The 19,517-nt window shown below is 63.7% G+C and carries 16 protein-coding genes; 9 read left to right on the top strand and 7 right to left on the bottom strand.

What is annotated here, in order from left to right; translation table 11 throughout:
• Window positions 1-8: 8 nt before the first annotated feature.
• The 5 genes from AC0KWY_RS00575 to AC0KWY_RS00555 form a co-directional block, all read right to left on the bottom strand.
• The gene (locus AC0KWY_RS00575) at window positions 9-236 is read right to left on the bottom strand and encodes a helix-turn-helix domain-containing protein (protein ID WP_474027716.1); all 228 of its coding nucleotides are present in this window, start codon (window positions 234-236) and stop codon (window positions 9-11) included.
• Window positions 233-1,198 (bottom strand): serine O-acetyltransferase EpsC, encoded by a 966-nt coding sequence (gene epsC, locus AC0KWY_RS00570; protein ID WP_474027715.1) that lies wholly within the window; start codon window positions 1,196-1,198, stop codon window positions 233-235. The genes AC0KWY_RS00575 and epsC overlap by 4 nt, the downstream gene beginning before the upstream one ends.
• Window positions 1,195-2,169: a cysteine synthase A gene (cysK, locus tag AC0KWY_RS00565; RefSeq protein WP_474027714.1), complete on the bottom strand. Its 975-nt coding sequence runs from the start codon at window positions 2,167-2,169 to the stop codon at window positions 1,195-1,197. The genes epsC and cysK overlap by 4 nt, the downstream gene beginning before the upstream one ends.
• A gap of 24 nt (window positions 2,170-2,193) precedes the next feature.
• Complete coding sequence (locus AC0KWY_RS00560; RefSeq protein WP_474027713.1) at window positions 2,194-2,712, bottom strand: rhodanese-like domain-containing protein; 519 nt, start codon at window positions 2,710-2,712, stop codon at window positions 2,194-2,196.
• Between the two features lie 139 nt (window positions 2,713-2,851).
• Window positions 2,852-3,157 carry a DUF2325 domain-containing protein gene (locus tag AC0KWY_RS00555; RefSeq protein WP_474027712.1) on the bottom strand — a complete coding sequence of 102 codons (306 nt, stop codon included), beginning with the start codon at window positions 3,155-3,157 and terminating at the stop codon, window positions 2,852-2,854.
• Between the two features lie 491 nt (window positions 3,158-3,648).
• On the opposite strand from AC0KWY_RS00555, the gene AC0KWY_RS00550 reads away from it, so the two are divergent.
• Window positions 3,649-5,808 carry a KAP family P-loop NTPase fold protein gene (locus AC0KWY_RS00550; protein ID WP_474027711.1) on the top strand — a complete coding sequence of 720 codons (2,160 nt, stop codon included), beginning with the start codon at window positions 3,649-3,651 and terminating at the stop codon, window positions 5,806-5,808.
• Window positions 5,809-6,052: 244 nt separating this feature from the next.
• Here the strand turns inward: AC0KWY_RS00550 and AC0KWY_RS00545 are convergent, their stop codons facing one another.
• A complete protein-coding gene (locus AC0KWY_RS00545; RefSeq protein ID WP_474027710.1) occupies window positions 6,053-7,156 on the bottom strand; it encodes a sigma-54 interaction domain-containing protein in 1,104 nt (367 codons plus the stop codon).
• Between the two features lie 130 nt (window positions 7,157-7,286).
• A complete protein-coding gene (locus AC0KWY_RS00540; RefSeq protein WP_474027709.1) occupies window positions 7,287-7,502 on the bottom strand; it encodes a TOBE domain-containing protein in 216 nt (71 codons plus the stop codon).
• Window positions 7,503-7,925: 423 nt separating this feature from the next.
• On the opposite strand from AC0KWY_RS00540, the gene AC0KWY_RS00535 reads away from it, so the two are divergent.
• From AC0KWY_RS00535 to AC0KWY_RS00500, 8 genes are all read left to right on the top strand, one after another.
• The gene (locus AC0KWY_RS00535) at window positions 7,926-8,558 is read left to right on the top strand and encodes an energy transducer TonB (RefSeq protein WP_474027708.1); all 633 of its coding nucleotides are present in this window, start codon (window positions 7,926-7,928) and stop codon (window positions 8,556-8,558) included.
• Between the two features lie 46 nt (window positions 8,559-8,604).
• Window positions 8,605-9,447 (top strand): MotA/TolQ/ExbB proton channel family protein, encoded by an 843-nt coding sequence (locus AC0KWY_RS00530; RefSeq protein WP_474027707.1) that lies wholly within the window; start codon window positions 8,605-8,607, stop codon window positions 9,445-9,447.
• 6 nt (window positions 9,448-9,453) lie between these two features.
• On the top strand, window positions 9,454-9,876 hold the full coding sequence (locus tag AC0KWY_RS00525; protein ID WP_474027705.1) for an ExbD/TolR family protein: 423 nt from the start codon (window positions 9,454-9,456) through the stop codon (window positions 9,874-9,876).
• 24 nt (window positions 9,877-9,900) lie between these two features.
• The gene (locus tag AC0KWY_RS00520; protein WP_474027704.1) at window positions 9,901-10,329 is read left to right on the top strand and encodes an ExbD/TolR family protein; all 429 of its coding nucleotides are present in this window, start codon (window positions 9,901-9,903) and stop codon (window positions 10,327-10,329) included.
• Window positions 10,330-10,472: 143 nt separating this feature from the next.
• On the top strand, window positions 10,473-11,870 hold the full coding sequence (locus AC0KWY_RS00515) for an MdtA/MuxA family multidrug efflux RND transporter periplasmic adaptor subunit (protein ID WP_474027703.1): 1,398 nt from the start codon (window positions 10,473-10,475) through the stop codon (window positions 11,868-11,870).
• Window positions 11,867-14,974, top strand: a complete 3,108-nt coding sequence (locus tag AC0KWY_RS00510; RefSeq protein WP_474027702.1) for an MdtB/MuxB family multidrug efflux RND transporter permease subunit — start codon at window positions 11,867-11,869, stop codon at window positions 14,972-14,974. Before AC0KWY_RS00515 ends, AC0KWY_RS00510 begins: the two co-directional genes overlap by 4 nt.
• Window positions 14,971-18,090 (top strand): multidrug efflux RND transporter permease subunit, encoded by a 3,120-nt coding sequence (locus AC0KWY_RS00505; RefSeq protein ID WP_474027701.1) that lies wholly within the window; start codon window positions 14,971-14,973, stop codon window positions 18,088-18,090. The genes AC0KWY_RS00510 and AC0KWY_RS00505 overlap by 4 nt, the downstream gene beginning before the upstream one ends.
• Window positions 18,091-18,094: 4 nt before the next feature.
• The gene (locus tag AC0KWY_RS00500) at window positions 18,095-19,507 is read left to right on the top strand and encodes an efflux transporter outer membrane subunit (protein WP_474027700.1); all 1,413 of its coding nucleotides are present in this window, start codon (window positions 18,095-18,097) and stop codon (window positions 19,505-19,507) included.
• Window positions 19,508-19,517: the final 10 nt, after the last annotated feature.

The following is a 19,517-nucleotide window of genomic DNA, read 5'->3' as shown; positions in this document are numbered from 1 at the left end:
TCAGGGGATCAGGCGGCACGCTGCTCGCAAAAGGCCAGCAGTTCGGAAAGCGGAACACCGAGCGCACTGGCCAGCTTGGCCGCCGTTTCCAGCGAGGGCATGACGCACCCGCGCTCGACTTCGCCGAGATAGGAACGGTTGAGGTCGGCCTTCTCGGCCAGCAACTCCTGCGACCAGCCGTGACGCTCGCGGAAGCTGCGCACGGTCAGGCCGAAATGCGCGATCAGTTCGGTCATGCCGCGACCTTCCCGAGATTGGCCGGCTCGTGCTGCAGACCGGCCTGCGTGACCTGACTGCCGGGCGGTACGCTGCGCGTCAGCCAGACGTTGCCGCCGATGCTCGATCCCTGGCCGATGGTGATGCGCCCGAGTATCGTTGCCCCGGCGTACACCACCACTTCATCCTCGAGGATGGGATGACGCGGCGCGCCCTTCTCCAGCGCCCCGCTTTCGTCCTGCGTGAAGCGCTTGGCGCCGAGCGTCACCGCCTGATAGAGGCGGACGCGCTTGCCGATCACCGTCGTCTCGCCGATCACCACGCCGGTCCCGTGGTCGATGAAGAAACCCTCGTCGATCCGGGCACCCGGGTGGATGTCGATGCCCGTGGTGGAATGGGCGATCTCAGACAGTATCCGCGCAATCAGCGGCACGCCGAGCCCATAGAGCGTATGCGCCAGCCGGTAATGAATCACCGCCAGCACGCCGGGATAGCACAACAGCACCTCATCGACGCTGCGCGCTGCGGGATCGCCGAGATAGGCGGCCTCGACATCGGTATCGAGCAGCCGGCGCACTTCAGGCAAACGCTGGGCGAAGGCCTTGACGATCTCGGCAGCATGCGCCTCGACGCCCTCCTTCTCCTCGCAGTTGAGGCGGCGGTTGTAACCAAGCTCAAGCTGGACCTGGTGAAACAGCGCGTTGAGCGCGCTGTCCAGCGTATGCCCGACGTAGAAATCCTCGCCCTCCTGATGCAGGTCGGAAGGACCGAGACGCATCGGGAAAAGCACGCCGCACAAGGCTTCGGCGATTTCCTTGAGCGCCTCGCGCGACGGGAACTCGCGCACCGCGAACTCGCGGGTCCGCTGCTGCGCCTTGCGCCAGCGCACCCGCGCCGCGTGCAGCTCGGCGACGATCTCCTTGACGCCCCAGCCGCCGAGTTGCTCGTAGGCGGGGGAAGCCTGGCTGAGGACCTGGCTCATGCCGGCAACCCGGCCTCGTTGAACAGGCCTTCGAACAGGATGGAACTCAGATAGCGTTCGCCGGAATCGGGCAGCACGACGACAATGGTCTTGCCCGCGTTCTCCGGCTTCTGCGCCAGACGCACGGCGGCGGCGACGGCTGCACCACTGGAGATGCCGGAAATGATGCCCTCCTCCCTGGCCAGGCGACGCGCGTAATCGACCGCATCCTCGTTCGACACCTGTTCAACGCTATCGACCAGCGACAGGTCAAGCACGGCCGGCACGAAACCGGCGCCGATGCCCTGGATCTTGTGCGGCCCGGGTTTGATCGGCTCGCCGGCGCGCGCCTGCGTCAGCACCGGGCTGGCGGTCGGTTCGACGGCCACCGACTGGATCGCCTTGCCCTTGGTGCCCTTGATGTAGCGCGACACACCGGTGATCGTGCCGCCGGTGCCGACACCGGAAACCAGAATGTCGATGGCGCCGTCGGTATCGTTCCAGATTTCCGGCCCCGTCGTTGCTTCATGGATCGCCGGGTTGGCCGGGTTCTTGAACTGCTGCAGCAGGACATACTTGCTATCGGAGGCGGCAATTTCCTCGGCCTTGGCGATCGCGCCGCCCATGCCCTTGGCGCCCTCGGTCAGCACCAGCTTGGCGCCGAAGGCGGTGAGCAGCTTGCGCCGCTCCAGGCTCATCGTTTCCGGCATGGTCAGCGTCAGCGGGATGCCCTTGGCGGCGGCCACGAAGGCCAGCGCAATGCCGGTGTTGCCGGAAGTCGGCTCGACCAGTTCCTTGCCCGGCCCGAGCAGACCGCGCTTTTCCGCGTCGTTGATCAGTGCCGCACCGATCCGGCACTTCACCGAATAGGCCGGATTGCGCCCCTCGATCTTGGCCAGGACAGTGGCCTTGGCACCATCGACAACACGGTTGAGCTTGATCAGCGGCGTGCCGCCAATCGACTGCGAGTTGTCTGCAAAAATTTTCGACATGCGTTTCCCCTTGATGAAATTGAATCAATCCTGAATCCACGGCAGACCGGCATTGCGCCAGCCATTGAAGGCGCCGCGCCGCTGCTGTTCGTCGAGATCGCCCTCGAAACCTTCGAGGATGTTGAAAACCTGTTTGAACCCCGCCTTCGTCGCGGCCTCCGCCGCCGCCGCCGAACGCTTGCCGCTGCGGCAGAGCAGCAGGATCACCTCGTCCTTGCCGGCCTTGGCTTCCAGTTCCTTGACGAAACGCGGATTGCGCGACAACGACAGGCCGGTCATCCAGGCCACATGCTTGGTTTCCGGCACATGGCCGACGAACTTGCGCTCCTCGGCGGTACGCACATCGACAATCACGGCCTCGCCACGCGAGAACAGCGCCCAGGCCACCTGAGGGGAAACGCTGCCGGCGTACGGCAACTGATCGGCCACCGCCTGCTGGCGGGCCTGCTCCAGCGCCGGCGAAGCAACGCTGGCAAAACCGTCCTCGCCGAAAATGGCGGCGGGCACGGAGAAAGACGGCTGGTCGAGAACGGCTTCGGACATCTTGATTCCTTTCGCATCGCTGTTGGGGCGGCGCGATTCGCATCGCGCCGGGATCGGCTTCAAAGCTGGCGGTCGGCTTGACCGCTGTCTGTAGCCACCAATTTATTCCCCGCTGACAGGAGGCAAAACGAATAAAAACTTAGATCGTTATATGACGCCGATCAGAACCGCTCACCGCCGCCAGCGCCGAACTGAGCTGACCGATGCTGCGCCGGCTGAAGACGATCGGCACCGACATCTCGTCGGCCGCCTGCCGGACTTTTCGGGCCAGACCGTGGTTGACCTGGTCGACCATGACCACGACCACGCGGGTATCGCGCGGAATGCTGCGGTGGCATTCGCTGTAATTGCGCCCCTTCCAGTGACGAACCGGGCTGAAGCCATGCTCGGCGAGAAAGTCCCGGTAACTGGCGACCCGGTCGCCACCAACGATCAGTGCGGACATGCTGCGCTCCTGCTGTTTTCACAGCACCAATCTAGGCGAACGGGCTCTTCGGACGAACGACGCTATTGCTTGAAGGAAATAAGCGAACGCCGGATATGCTTTTTCAGAATGGCCGCAGGAGATTCGTGCGATCTCACCCGAGGCGACTGCCGGAGATCATCGTGCCTGGGCACCGATCAACGACGCCCCGGACAGCGTGCGATCTGGCGGCGTTCGGCCAACTGCTGACCTTCGGTGTTCATGCTTCGCCATCATCGGCATGACCGGTCCGCTTCTAAAGCTGCCGGATGAACAATTCAACCTACTTCGGCCTTTGCGGTCGTTTATATTCCTGGCCAATCAGGACTGCTATGCAGTTGGAAAGTTGCCATTCAAAGGAAGATAAAAAAGAACAGCAGAATTACAACCTGGCAGAATCGAACAGTCGATCCATTTCATAGCCACAATGCTTGATTGGGCTAGGCTCACCAACATGTAATGAGGCCAATGCTATGACACAAGAAGACAATGTTGCAGACCTCCGCCTGGACCGGCCTCTTCGGCCGGAAGGGGCACTCGCTGCCGATCTGTTGGATCGAGGAGGTTTTGCCGCCCGAGTCACTGATGTTTTGAGGTGTATTTCTCCCGAGGCGGGGCTTGTAGTGTCCCTTGAGGGTGCTTGGGGAAGTGGAAAGACGTCGTTGCTAGCAATGCTTGAAGAGTTGTTGGATGCAGAACCCGCACAACAACGGGCGGTAGTTGTTCACTTCAATCCATGGCTAATCGGTGACCGCGATGCCTTGTTGCGACAGTTCTTGGCGAGTATTGCCAAAGCCGTCAAATTGACCGATCACGCAAAAGAGGGAAAGCGAGTCGCCAAAGAGCTCAAGACTTATTCAAAGGCGTTCGACATCCTGAAGTTAATTCCCGGAGCAGAACCGTGGGCCAGCATCTTCAAATCGGTGGTGGAGTCTGTTAGTAATGCCAGCGAGGCGGTCTTTGATTACAAGACTCCCGACATTGAAGCGAGGAAGGTTGCGTTGGAAAACGCCCTGCGCAAGTTTCCTCAGCGCATTGTCGTTCTGCTTGACGACCTTGATCGTCTGTATCCAGCCGAAGCCTATGAGATGGTTCGCATCATCAAGGCGGTAGGAAATTTACCGAACGTAGGCTATGTACTGGCCTGGGATGAAAAGTACGTCAGTGCCGCATTGGACAAATTGAATGTGCCTTTTGCTGCAACTTACCTCGACAAAGTGGTACAGGTAAGGTTGCATGTGCCCCCACTGTCATTCCCTCAACGTGTTGTACTCATAAACAAGGCACTGGGAAGGCTGGCAAAGGACGCTCTCGCGCAACATTTCAAAGGCGGAGAGGAACGCCTTGGGTCTTTGTTCCATCATGGATTGAGCGAGCTGATTGAGCAGCCGCGGGATGTTGTTCGATTGTTCGACGTCGTTTGCTCAATCGAGCCGGGCTTGCGTGGCGAAATCCATCTGGCTGATATCCTTGGTTTGGCAATCCTGATGATAAAGGCCCCCTCTGTCTTCGACCTAATCAGCCGGATGCCACAGGCGTTTGTCGGAAGACGGCCAGGATCTCGAACGGAGTTCCGCGACGTCAAAGAAGTAGTTGAACACCATGCGGCAGAACGTGATCTAGCTATAGACAGCTATGCGCATGCAAAAGCTGTTCGGGATGTGGTTCACTGGCTATTTCCGCTGACTGCCAAGGTAGATGATGTTTTCACCTTCGGTCGAGTTGAGTTTGGCGAAGGGCATTTAGCAGCCCCTGACCGCTTGCTTATCGCCTTGCACCTTAGTGCACGACCGGATGATCTCAGTCTAGTACGTGTAAGGCAGTATCTCCTCCATCCTGCCAAGCGCGCCGAGATTGCCGCGTCGCTTCAGCCGGATAACTGCATTGATTTCGTTGCCCAACTGGGCAATATGGCAGAGAGCCTGGGTAGTGATGTATCCATTGATGCAGAAAATCTAGCGATAGCCATTGCTCAGCTTATTGAAGGAGAGGTATTCGTACGTAGGGCGAGGGATCGCGACGAAGTGATCTTTATCAAAGCCGAAGGGGCAGCAGTGCAAGCGATTGGGCAACTGTTCAAGCGCTTACCTGAACCGGTCGCCTTGGATCTGACGGTACGAATTTTGAGCGACGAGAAGGCTTTGTCGGTGGCATCAAGGATTGCCATCATGAATTTCATTTCTGATGACCGCGATAAATTGGATTACCTCAAAGTGCCGGCCGAGAAACGTGAGCCAGCCTTGGAAGCCTTCGCCAACAATGTGAAGAACACAGCACACAACGGTGATCTGTTTGCCAAGTCCACGCCTGACCTTGTGCTGTGGGTCCTGACGCGACTAAAGCCAGAACACAGCAAACTTGTGTTTGAGGCAATTCAGAAAACGGACCCAACTCTGGATAGTTTCGTGGAAGCCATGCTGAAGGGGTCGTTCGATAGCCACAAAGGCCAGAGCTATCGATTGCCGAAAAACCTCGAAGAGCTTGAGAATTTTATCGCCATCGACTTGTTGAAGCAGCTCGCAGCGGAACGACTGAAAGATGAGACCTTGGACTATCCCGTCAGAGCGGCTTGGCGGGCATTGCTTGAAAAGAAATGTATTTATGGGAAGGACGGATCAGAAAACCGCGACTAACTTCCGAGGGGTGGATGTTCACCACATACCAGCCGTTGCCACCAAGGCGCGAGAATAACCACTCAGGCTAACCACTCAGGCCGAACAGTTCGCGTTCAGATAATGCTCTGACCGGCGGTTTCAATCAGTAAGCTGCCGTTGTTGTGCCCAACAGGCGAAGGTCAGCCGAGGATCGACCGGAGTCGCCCAAGCAACAAGTACGCATCCGCAGTCAGGCGAATGCGACTGCGCAAAATCCTGCCATCTAGTTGATGCTGTCCTCCAGCAACGAATCCTCGCCGTCCGTCGCTCCCGCCCGGCCGGAAGCGAGCAAACCGAAGCGCTTCAACTGGGCACGCAGGATGTTGCGCGAGATTCCCAGCAGGCGTGCCGTATGTACCTGGTTGCCGGCGCAGTGTTCGAAGGCCAGTCGCACCAGTGTTTCCTCGACCTGTTCGTAAAGCGCACCGCGATGCTCGTCGAACATTTCGCGCAGCGCCCGCGATAGGCGGCATTCGTCGTCGTCCGCTGTCGCCGCCTGGGCCTTGCCGGCGTTCAGGTTGGGTACCCGCTCGTTGAGGCGCAGGTCGGCCGAGCGGATGACGCCGTCGCGGCAGACGATCAGCGCGTAGTGGATGACATTTTCCAGCTCCCGGATATTGCCGGGCCAGGTGTAGTTGATCAGCGCCTGGCGGGCGTTCGACGAGAATTCTATCGGCCCGAGGCGCAGCTTGGCGCGATAGCTATCGACGAAGTGCCGGGCCAGCGGGACGATGTCCCCCGGGCGCTGGCGCAATGGCGGCAGGTTGATCGGCGCGATGTTGAGCCGGTAGTAGAGGTCGGCACGAAAATGTCCGGCCTCTACCGCGCTGACCAGATCGACGTTGGTGGCGGCAACCAGGCGGACGTCGATGTCGATCGGTCGCCGTGACCCGAGACGGACCACCTGACGCTCCTGCAATACCCGAAGCAGCTTGACCTGCATGGCGAGCGGCAGATCGCCGATTTCGTCGAGGAACAAGGTGCCGTGCTGCGCCGCTTCGAACCAGCCCTGTCGTTGCCCCTGCGCGCCAGTGAAGGCTCCGGCCTCATGACCGAACAATTCGGCCTCGATCAGGTTTTCGCTGAACGCCCCGCAGTTGACCGCGACGAACGGCCCGCTGCGCCCGCTCTGCGCGTGCACGTGGCGGGCGATCAGTTCCTTGCCGGTCCCGGTGTCGCCGATGATCAGTACGGTAGCGTCGCTCGGCGCGATCAACTCCGTGGTGTCAAGAATTTCCAGCGACACGGGATCGTTGAAAACCAGCGCCTTGGCGCGGATCGACAAGGGATTCGCGTACGAATCCGGAAATGTCAGCACAGTACTCATCAGTCCCCTCCGGCGGTGGCGCAAACGCCGGCGCACCGCAACCATTTACCCCTTCAGGCACCGGCGCTGGCCGGTCCCCAATGCCGCACAACGCCAGCGGAACAACCGTGGCGCGCTCCCCCGAGCTTTCTTACAACTTGGCGATCGCCACTTCGGTCGATTTGACCAGGGCCAGCACCTCGGAACCGATCTTCAGGTCGAGATCCTTGACCGAGCGCGTGGTGATCACCGAAGTCACGATCCCGAACGGGGTGTCGACCTCGATTTCCGAAACCACCGGACCGAGCACGATGTGCTTGACGGAGCCCTTGAACTGATTCCGGGCGTTGATCAACTGGATGGTCATGCTTTGCTTCCTTTCTGTCTGCTGGATTGAATGGATTTGCCACGCGTTGTTGTCGATGGCTGAGGCAGGTTAGGTGCTGCTGCAGCGCACAACAACGACAGTTTTCCTATAACCATTTTCTTTCCATGGACGATCTCGTCAGCGCCGGCAAGGCCGCTGTTGCGCGCCAAACAGTTGGACCAGCGTTGCTGTTGCGGGCGCAGCAGCCAAGGCCTGCCAAAACTCCCCTGGCAACACCACGGTGAGCGCTGGCCGACAAAAAACCGCTTTGCTTTCGTGGCCTTAGGCAACCCGAACGTCCCAGGGCAGCGAACGGGCACGGCTCATGCTGCAGCACAGCACCGTGGTGGCGGCATGCGCTGTTGCCGCCCTGGCCGGACAACAACCGGCACCCGGAAAAAACCCAGCAGAGAACCCTGAACCATGAATTTCTCGCCCAGCTACGCCGCCCGACAACGCGACCCACGCCAGCACCTGGTCGGCATCTCCGCCGTCGTGATCTTTCACGTCCTGCTCGTCTATGCCCTGGCCAACGGCCTCGGACGCAAGGTGGTGGAAGTGTTCAAGGCGCCGCTCGAAGTCAGCATCGTCGAGGAAATCAAGCCGCCGCCTCCGCCGCCGCCACCACCGAAGATCGTCCAGTCGCGGCCCAAGGTCAGCGCGCCGCCGCCCCCCGCCTATGTGCCGCCAACCGAGGTTGCGGTTCAGGCGCCAGCGCCGGTCGTCACCACCACCAGCACGCCGACCCCGCCAGCGCCACCGGCGCCGCCGGTCCAGCAGACTGCGCCGGCACCGCTCAGCGTTGCCGTGGCTTGTCCCAATTTCCGCAACGTTGTGCCGCAGATGCCGTCGCAGGCTGAACGCCAGGGGCTTTCCGGCGACGTGGTCGTCGAATTCACGGTCACGGCGGATGGCCATGTCCGGGACATCGGTGTCGTCCGCTCGACCAGCGCGATTTTCAACGCCGCCGCCACCCGCGCCGTTGCCCAATACCAATGCGTCAGCCAGGGCCGCGATGTCCGCGTCAGGCAGATGATTTCTTTCCGTGTCGATTGAACACTTACCCGATCACTTCAAACAGCTTCAACAGGAGAAATTCACCATGTTCCGCTTCAAGAACCTTCGTGCGCTGTTCGCCGCACTGCTCGTCGCCGCGACTTCGCTGGCCGCTCCGCTGGCATCCGCGCAAACCGCCCCGGCCAGTGCCGGGCAGGCAACGGCCACCGCCGCCGTCGACAACCCCTATGGCCTCGATGCCTTGTGGAGCGGCAGCGATTTCGTCGCCAAGGGGACGCTCGTCATCCTGATCATCATGTCGGCGGGTAGCTGGTTCATCATCTTCACCAAGCTCTACGAGCAGCGCAAACTGGCCCGCCAGAGCAAGAAGGCCAATGCCAGCTTCTGGGCGGCCGGCGGCCTGCAACAGGCGATCGAGACCCTGGACCAGAGCAGCGCCTTTCACTACATCGCCAAGGCTGGCGTGGATGCCACCGACCACCACCGCGGCCTGCTCGGCTACATCGATCTGAACGACTGGATCCAGCTCTCCATCCATCGCTCGATTGACAGCATCCAGAGCCGCCTGCAGGACGGACTGGCCTTCCTGGCCACGGTTGGCTCGACCGCGCCCTTCGTCGGTCTGTTCGGCACGGTGTGGGGCATCTATCACGCCCTGACCGCCATCGGCATCGCCGGTCAGGCTTCGATCGACAAGGTCGCCGGGCCGGTCGGCGAAGCATTGATCATGACCGCCATCGGCCTGGCCGTCGCCGTGCCGGCGGTGCTCGGTTACAACTGGCTGGTCCGCCGCAACAAGGCGGCACTCGAAGACGTGCGCACCTTCGGCAGCGAACTGCATGCCGTTCTGCTCGGCGAGGCCGCCACCCGCGTCACGGAAAGCAGTGGCCCGAAGGTGGTGCACGCCATCCGCGCCATTTCGGTGTAAATCGCCATGGCCATCAACGTCGGCACTGCAGACGAGGACGAGGTCCTCTCCGCCATCAACACCACCCCGCTGGTCGATGTGATGCTGGTATTGCTGATCATCTTCCTGATCACCATTCCGGTCGTCACCCAGACGGTTGCCGTGGAACTTCCGAAGGAACGCAACCAGCCCCGCGTCACCAAGCCCGAGAACATCAATCTTTCGGTCACCCGGGACGGCGCGGTCTACTGGAACGAAAAGCGGGTGGCCGGCCAGGAGTATCTGGTAAGCCAGTTGAAGGGCATCGCCCTCGTCGAGCCGCAACCGGAAGTGCAGATCCGCGGTGACGGCAATGCCCCTTACGAACACGTCGGCAAGGTCGTGCTGGCCGCCCAGCGCGCCGGCATCGTCAAACTCGGCTTCATCACCGATCCGCCGCCCCTGCACTGACCCCCTGACAGAGGAGAAACATTCATGGCCATGAACATCGGTCCGGGCAGCGGTTCCGGCGATCCCGAGGTGATGGTGGACATCAACACGACGCCCTTGATCGACGTCATGCTGGTCCTGCTCATCATGCTGATCATCACCATCCCGATCCAGTTGCATTCGGTCAATCTGAACCTGCCGGTCGGCAGCCCGCCGCCGCCGAGCACCCCGCCGGAGATCGTCAAGATCGACATCAATGCGGGCGGCACCGTGTTGTGGAACGGCGAAGCGCTGGCCGATGGCGCCGTGCTCGAATCCCGCTTGAACCAGGCCGCCGCCCAGGCCGTGACGCCGGAGCTGCACGTCCGCCCCGACAAGCTGGCTGCCTACCGGCATGTCGCGAGTGTCATGGCCGCCGTGCAGCGCCAGGGCCTGACCAAGGTCGGGCTGGTGGGCGCCGAACAATTCATGTAGGGGCGGCCGCGTCTGACCCGATAGCTTTGCCGGCCCAGGTTGCGGCGAGGCTGACATCCGTTCCGCCGATGTCACCCTCGCCTTTCCCCTTGCCGGCCTCACCGAACGATAAAGACAACCGTCGCATGGAAGATTCCAAGCCAATGAAACGCTGGGCGGGACGACATCCGAAGCTCGCCGTCAGCGCGATCGCCCTCGCCCTGCTGACTGCCGCCGGCACCTATTACGCCTTTGCCGCCCGGGCCAACCCCGCCGCCGAGGCGGCCAGCCACGGAGCACGAGGCAAGGGCGAAAGAGCCTCGGCACCGGGCGCGCCCAATGGAGGGGCCCGGGTTCAACCGGTGAAAGGCACCGCCGCCCGCCGGGGCTCGCTCGACGTGGAGGTTGCCGCCATCGGCACCGTGACGGCGTCCAATACCGTGATCGTCAAGCCGCGGGTGGACGGTCAGATCGTCCGCATCAATTTCCGCGAAGGCCAGACGGTCAAGGCCGGCGACATCCTGGCCGAGATCGATCCCCGCCCGTTCCAGATCCAGCTCGACCAGATCCGCGGGCAATTGCTGCGCGACGAAGCACTGCTCGCCGCCGCCAGGGTGGACCTCGAACGGTATAAGGGGCTGCTCGACAAGGACTCGATTGCCCGGCAACAGGTCGACACCCAGGAAGCCCTGGTCCGCCAGTACCAGGGCAGCGTACATATCAACCGCGCCCAGGAAGCCAACGCCCGCCTCAATCTTGCTTTCACGCGGATTGCCGCGCCGGCCGGCGGACGCATCGGCCTGCGCCAGGTCGATGTCGGCAACATGCTGCGCAGCACCGACAGCAACGGGATCGCGGTGATCACGCAAACCCGGCCGATTTTCGTGGTCTTCGCCATTCCCGCGGAGCGCCTGGGCAACATCGCCGGGCGCCTGCAGCAAAACGAAAAATTGCTGGTCGAAGTCTGGGACCGCGAAAACCGCAGCAAGCTCAGCGAGGGCTATCTGCACAGCATCGACAATCAGATCGATGTGGCGACGGGAACCATCAAGCTCAAGGCGGAAATCCCCAACGGCGACGACAGCCTGTTTCCGAACCAGTTCGTCAACGCGCGGCTCAAGGTGGAAACCCGCCAGGGCGCGGTGCTGCTGCAATCCGCTGCCGTCCTGCGCAACCCGCAGGGTACCCAGGTCTTCGTGGTCGGCAACGACCAGCGGGTGGAAGCGCGCAACATCCGTCTCGGCCCGGCCAACGGCAATCAGGTGGTGATCGAGGCGGGATTGTCGGCCGGCGAGACCGTCGTCCTCGACGGTGCGGATCGCCTGCAGAACGGTGGCCGGGTTGAGTTGCTCAGCGTCGACGGCCAGCCGGTCGCCAGCCAGGGCGAGCGCCGCGGCAGCGATGCCGCCGGCAGACGCGAGCCAGGTCAGCAGCGTCCGCGCGATGCCCATGCCGCCCGCCCGTCTACGGCTGGCGTTTCGCCATTCGCCAGCGTGGAATTCGCCATCCCCTTGGCCCTGCGCCTCGATCGCCGACCGGTGGCCGGGCTGGAACCCCGATGAACCCTTCCCGTCTGTACATCCTGCGCCCCATCGCCACCTCGCTGATCATGGTGGCCATCCTGCTGGCGGGACTGATCGGCTATCGCCTGTTGCCGGTTTCCTCGCTGCCGGAAGTCGATTATCCGACCATCCAGGTGACCACGCTTTACCCCGGCGCCAGCCCGGAAGTGATGACTTCCGCAGTGACCGCGCCACTGGAGCGCCAGCTTGGCCAGATTGCCGGCCTCAACCAGATGTCGTCGAGCAGTTCCGCCGGCGCCTCGGTCATCGCCCTGCAGTTTGCGCTCGGTCTCGATCTGGACGTCGCCCAGCAGGAAGTCCAGTCGGCGATCAACGCCGCCAGCGCCTTCCTGCCCGGCGATCTGCCGATGCCGCCGGTGTTCAGCAAGGTCAATCCGGCCGACGCGCCGATCATCACCCTGGCCATCACCTCGACCGAGCTGCCGCTGCCGCGGGTGGCCGATCTCGTCGATACCCGCGTCGCCCAGAAAATTTCCCGGGTCGCCGGGGTCGGCCTGGTCAGCCTGGGCGGCGGTCAGCGACCGGCCGTCCGCATCCAGGTCAATCCGCAGGCCCTGACCACCAACGGTCTCAATCTCGACGACATCCGCAATGTCATCACCAGCGCCAACGTCAATATGGCGAAAGGCAGCTTCGACGGCCCGTTGCGCGCCTCCACGCTGGATGCCAACGACCAGTTGCGTTCGGCGGCGGAGTACCGGAACCTGATCATCGCCTGGAAAAACGGCGCGCCGATCCGCCTCGGCGACATCGCGGAACTCATCGACGGCGCCGAGAACAACCGGCTGGCGGCCTGGGCCGACGACAAACCGGCGATCATCCTCAACATCCATCGACAACCGGGCGCCAACGTCATCGACACCGTCGATCGCATCAAGACGCTGCTGCCGACGCTGCAGGCGGCCTTGCCGGAAAACGTCCAGTTGCAGATGCTGAGCGACCGCACGGTCACCATCCGCGCTTCGGTGGCGGATGTCCGCAATGAACTGCTGCTCGCCATCGCCCTGGTCGTGCTGGTGATCTTCCTGTTCCTGCGCAACATCCCCGCCACCCTCATTCCCAGCGTCGCCGTCCCGCTGTCGCTGATCGGCACCTTCGGCGTCATGTACCTGGCCGGCTTCTCGATCAACAACCTGACCCTGATGGCACTGACCATCGCCACCGGCTTCGTGGTCGACGACGCGATCGTGATGATCGAAAACATCGCCCGTTACGTCGAGGCCGGCGACCCGCCGATGGAGGCGGCGCTCAAGGGCTCGGCGCAGATCGGTTTCACCATCATCTCGCTGACCATATCGCTGCTTGCCGTGCTCATTCCCCTGCTCTTCATGGGCGACGTGGTGGGGCGGCTGTTCCGCGAGTTCGCGATCACCCTGGCCGTGTCCATCCTGATCTCGGCGCTGGTATCGCTGACGCTGACCCCGATGATGTGCGCCCGCCTGCTCCATCACGTGCCGGAGGAACAACTGGGCCGCTTCCATCGCCTGTCCGGCGCCTTTCTCGACCGCCTGATCGAGCGCTACGCGCTCGCCCTGCGCTGGGTCCTGCAGCATCAGACAGCGACGCTGGCGGTCGCGCTGGGCACGCTGCTGCTGACCGTGGTGCTTTATCTGGCGATCCCGAAGGGCTTCTTCCCGGTCCAGGATACCGGGTTGATCCAGGGGGTCAGCGAGGCGACGCAGAATGTTTCCTTCGCCGCCATGAGCGAGCGGCAGCAGGCGCTGGTCGACACCCTGCGCCGCGACCCCGACGTCGCCAGCATTTCCTCGGTGATCGGCGTCGACGGCAGCAACGCCACGCTCAACAGCGGCCGCCTGCTGATCAGCCTAAAACCGCACGGCGAACGCCAGCACGATGCCGGCGAAATCATCAGACGCCTGCAGGAACGGGCGGCGCGGGTCGGCGGCATCGCGCTCTACCTGCAGCCGGTCCAGGACCTGACCATCGAGAGCCGGCTCAGCCGCACCCAGTACCAGTTCAGCCTGGAAGGCGCCGATGCCGCCCATCTGGGGGAATGGGTGCATTACCTGCAGCGTCGTCTCGAGCGCCGGCCGGAACTCGCCGATGTCGCCAACGACTGGCAGGACCAGGGGCGCCAGGCCTACGTCGAGATCGACCGCGACCAGGCCGGACGCCTGGGCATCTCCGTCGCCGCCATCGACAACGTGCTCTACAACGCCTTCGGGCAACGCATGATTTCGACCATCTTCACGCAGTCCAACCTTTATCGGGTGATCCTCGAAGTCAAGCCGGAATTCCAGCGCGGCCTCGATGCCATCGGCAACCTCCATGTCGTCGCCGGCAACGGGGCGCAGATTCCGCTGAGCAGCGTCACCCGCGTCAGCGAACGCCCCGCCTTGCTGGCGGTGAATCATATCGGCCAGTTTCCCGCCGCCACCTTCTCGTTCAACCTGGCACCGGGCATTGCCTTGGGCGAAGCGGTGCAGGCGATCCGTGAAGTCCAGCAGGAGCTGGATCTGCCGGCCAGCCTCAGCCTGCGCTTCCAGGGGGCCGCCCTGGCCTTCCAGGCCTCGCTGACCAGTACCGTCTGGCTGATCGTCGCTGCCATCGTCACCATGTACATCGTGCTCGGCGTACTCTACGAGAGCACGATCCATCCGGTGACGATCCTGTTGACCCTGCCGTCCGCCGGCGTCGGCGCGCTGCTCGCCCTGATCGTGGCGGATCGTGACCTGGGCATCGTCGGCATCATCGGCATCATCCTGTTGATCGGCATCGTCAAGAAGAACGCCATCATGATGATCGACTTCGCCCTCGAAGCCGAACGGGAACAAGGCAAGAGTCCCGAGACCGCGATCTACGAAGCCTGCCTGCTGCGCTTCCGGCCGATCCTGATGACCACGCTGGCCGCCCTGCTCGGCGCGCTGCCGCTGATGCTGGGCGACGGCGTCGGCTCCGAACTGCGCCAGCCGCTGGGCATCACGATGGTGGGCGGCCTGATCCTGTCGCAGATCCTGACGCTGTTCACCACACCGGTCATCTATCTCGCCTTCGATCGCCTGGCCCGCCGTTGCGCGAGCTGGCGCCGCGGCCCCCTGGCGGTCGGGGAAGAACGGCGATGAGCCTGGCCGAACGACTGATCCGGCGCCCGGTCGCCACCTCGCTGCTGACGCTCGGCATCGTCCTGCTCGGCATCGCCGCCTACTTCCAGTTGCCCGCCGCCGCCCTGCCCCAGGTGGAATACCCGGTCATCTCGGTACGCGCCAATTTGCCGGGGGCCAGTCCGGAAACCATGGCGTCGAGCGTGGCCACGCCCCTCGAACGGGCTCTCGGCAGCATCGCCGGGATCAACGAGATCACTTCCGGCAGCGCGCTCGGCACCACCGAAATCAACCTGCAGTTCGACATCGACCGCAACATCAACGACGCCGCGCGCGACGTCCAGGCCGCCATCAACGCGGCGCGCGGCCAGTTACCCAGCGGCATGACCGGCAACCCTTCCGTGCGCAAGGCGAACTCGACCGACGGTCCGATCGTCATCCTTTCGCTGACCTCCGATACGCTGTCGCGCTCCCAGATGTACGACGCGGCGCTCACCATCCTCGGCCAGAAGCTCTCGCAGATCGAAGGCGTGGGACAGATCAACGTCGGCGGCAGCGCCCTGCCGGCGGTGCGCATCGAACTCAATCCGCAGGCTCTCGCCCGCGCCGGCGTATCGACCGAGGAGGTCAGGAACGCCATCGTTTCGACCAACGTCAACCGGCCCAAGGGGGTGCTCGAAGATGCCGACGCCAGCTGGCTGGTGACCGCCAACGACCAGGCCAAGAAGGCGCAGGACTATGCCCCGCTGGTGGTCGCCTGGCGCAACGGGGCCGCCCTGCGCCTGCAGGATGTCGCCGAGGTCGAGGATGGCGCGCAGGATCTGCGCAACGCGGCGCTGACCAACGGCCGGCCCTCGGTCGTCATCCAGGTGCAGCGACAGCCCGGCGCCAACATCATCGCCACCGTCGACCGCATCCGCGAACGCTTGCCGGAACTGCAGTCAGCCATTCCCGACTCGATCCGGCTGCGCATCGTCCAGGACCGCAGCGTGACCATCCGCGCCTCGCTGCGCGATGTCGGCGCCAACCTGCTCACCGCGGTCTGCCTGGTCATCCTGGTCGTCATGCTGTTCCTGCGCGACCGCCGGGCCGCCCTGATCCCCGCCGTAGCGGTACCGACGGCGCTGATCGGCACGCTGGCCGTCATGTACCTGGCCGGATTTTCCCTGAACAATCTGTCGCTGATGGCATTGACCGTCGCCACCGGCTTCGTCGTCGATGACGCGGTGGTCGTCCTGGAAAACATCAGTCGCCATGTTGACCGCGGCCTCGCGCCAATGCAGGCTGCGGTGCAGGGCTTCAACGAAGTTCGCGGTACCGTCATCTCGATGACCCTGTCGCTCGCCGCCGCCTTCATCCCGATCATCTTCATGGGCGGCGTCGTCGGTCGCCTGTTTCGTGAATTCGCGGTCACGCTAACCGCCGCCATCGTGCTGTCGCTGCTGATCTCGATCCTGGCAACGCCAATGCTGTCGGCGCGGGTACTGCGTCCGCGCGACAGTTACCGGCGCGGCGCCTTCTCGCGCCTCACCGAGCGTTGCATCGAGCGACTCCAGGAAGGCTATCGGCGCTCGCTGGCGTGGACACTCGACCATGGCCGGCTGACGCTCGGCCTCCTGGCTGCCGTGATCGGCCTCAATATCTACCTGTACGGCATCGTCCCCAAGGGCTTCTTCCCGCAGCAGGATACCGGCCGCCTGATCGGTGTCATCCGCGCCGACCAGAGCAGCTCCTTCCAGTCGATGCAGGAGAAACTCGCCGATTTCGTGGACATCGTCCGCCGCGATCCGGCGGTGGCCGATGTCGCCGGTTCGACCGGTGGCGGCGGTGGCGGTCCGGGCGGCGGCGCGCGCAATTCCGCCCAGATGTTCATCACCCTGAAACCGCTGGCCGAGCGGAACGCCAGCGCCGAACAGATCATCGACCGGCTGCGCCGGCAGTCGGCCCATGTCGCCGGTGCCAGGCTGTTCCTGAATTCGGCGCAGGAAATCAAGATCGGCGCCCGGGCCAGCAGTTCGAGTTACCAGTTCACCCTGATGAGCGACGACCTCGCCGAGCTGCGCGCCTGGGAACCCGGCATCCGCCGGGCGTTCGCCGAACTGCCCCAGCTCACCGACATCGATACCGACAACGAGGACAAGAGCGCCCAGACCTCGCTGACCGTGGACCGCGATGCCGCCGCCCGCCTCGGCCTGAGCCAGCGCAGCATCGACACGACCTTGAACAATTACTTCGGGCAGCGCCTGGTATCGACGATCTACAACCCGCTCAACCAGTACCGGGTGGTCATGGAGGCGGCGCCGCGCTACTGGCAGAGTCCGGATTCCCTGGCTGAAATCGCGCTGACCACGGCCAGCGGGGAACTCGTTCCGCTGTCGGCCATTGCCCGCTGGGCGCCCGCCTACGCGCCGCTGTCGGTCAACCATCAAAGCCAGTTCGCGGCTTCGACGATCAGTTTTTCGCTGGCGCCCGGGGTCGCGCTCGGTGAGGCCGCTCAGGCGATCCGCGAGACGCTGGCGAGAATGGGGGTGCCGAGCACGATACATGGCAGCTTCGAGGGCTCGGCCCGGGTCTTTCAGGCGTCGATGGACAGTCAGCCCTGGCTGGTGCTGGCGGCCATCGTTGCCGTGTATCTGGTGCTCGGCATCCTCTACGAGAACCTCGTCCATCCGCTGACCATCCTGTCTACCCTGCCCTCGGCCGGTGTCGGCGCCCTGCTCGGCCTGCTCCTGTTCGGCAGCGAATTCACCGTCATCGCCATGATCGGGGTGATCCTGCTGGTCGGCATCGTCAAGAAGAACGCCATCATCATGGTCGACTTCGCGCTGCAGGTGGAACGCAACGCGGGGCTCGCCCCGCGCGAGGCCATATTCCAGGCCTGTCAGTTGCGCTTCCGTCCGATCATGATGACGACCCTGGCCGCCATCCTGGGGGCCGTGCCGCTCGCCCTGGGCAGCGGCGATGGCGCCGAACTGCGCCAGCCGCTGGGCATTTCCATCGTCGGCGGCCTGATCGTCAGCCAGTTCCTTACCCTGTACACCACGCCCGTCGTCTACCTCTACCTGGATCGCGCCCGTCTCGCCTTCCATCACCGCCGGAAGCCACGCCCCGGAGCGCTGGCCCCGGACGCTGCCTGAACCCATGAAGAATCAGAAAATCCTCGTCCTGGCCATGATTTCGTGTGTGCTGAGCGGCTGCGCCGTCGGCCCCGACTACCGGAAACCCGCCGTCAGCGTTCCGCTCGCCTGGGACGCGCAAGGCGCCGACCGAGACGCGGCATCGCCAGCCGGCAAGGCGCTGCCGGCAAGGTGGTGGGCGGCCTACGGCGACCCGACGCTAGACCGGTTGGTCGAACTTGCCGACACCCAGAATCAGGATCTGCTTGTCGCAGAAGCCCGTCTCCGCCAGGCGGATGCCGCGTTGCGCGGCAGCCAGGCCGGCCTGTTTCCCGCCCTGAGCGGGACGCTTGCCCGGACACGGACGCAGGATGCGGGCAACGCCGCGGTACGCAAGCTCGACCGCCTTGCCTTGAGCGCCGGCTGGGAAATCGACCTGTGGGGACGCGTTCGCCGCCAGATCGAGGCCGGACGGGCGGAACGGGAGGCCACGGCGGCCGAACTGGCGGCGGCCCGGCTGAGTATCCAGACCACCCTGGCCCAGAGCTATTTCACGCTGCGCATCAACGATGCCCAGCAGCGCCTGCTCCAGAAAACGCTCGCCGCCTACCAGCGCTCCTTCGACATCACCCGCAACCGGCACGCGGCCGGCATCGCCAGCCAGGCCGAAGTCGCCCAGGCGGAAACCCAGTTGCGCTCGACCGAAGCCCAGGCGATCGAACTGAACATCGAGCGCGCCCGACTCGAGCATGCGATCGCCACCCTGACCGGCCGACTGCCCGACGCCGCTCGCCTCCCGGCAACGGACGAGCTGCCCGTCCCGCCGGCGATTCCGCTCGCCCTGCCGTCCACCCTGCTGGAAAGTCGGCCTGACATTGCCGCCGCCGAGCGCCGCGTGGCTGCAGCCAACGCCCGAATCGGCGTTGCCCGCGCCGCCTTCTTTCCGGAGATCAGCCTGAGCGCCAGCGGCGGTTTCCAGAACGCCGGCATCGCCCACCTGCTGACCTTGCCCAACCGCTACTGGTCACTGGGGCCGATCCTGGCGATCTCTCTCCTCGATGGCGGCAAGCGCGCTGCCGCCGACGACGAGGCCATCGCCGAACACGACAGCAGCGTTGCCAGCTACCGGCAGACCGTATTGCAGGCCTTCCGGGAAGTCGAAGACGAGCTTTCCACCCTGCGCATTCTCGAGCAGGAGAAAACCGCCCAGCTGGCGGCAAGCGCCGCCGCCAGGCGCTTCCAGACGCAGACCGACAACCAGTACCTGGCCGGTACGGTCAGTTTTCTCAACGTCGCCACCGCCCAGGCCGCGGCACTCAACGCCGAACGCAGCAGTCTCGACCTGCTGGGCCGCCAGTTGCTCGCCTCGGTCGCCCTGGTCCGCGCCTTGGGTGGTTCGCCCTGGCAAGATCGGGCATATTCCGACCTTTCCCCTTGAGCTCGCCGTC

The sequence above is a fragment of the Azonexus sp. MM2026_4 genome (assembly GCF_055901855.1).
The sequence above is the reverse complement of the archived record's forward strand: the minus strand, read 5'-3'. Positions and strand labels throughout refer to the sequence as shown.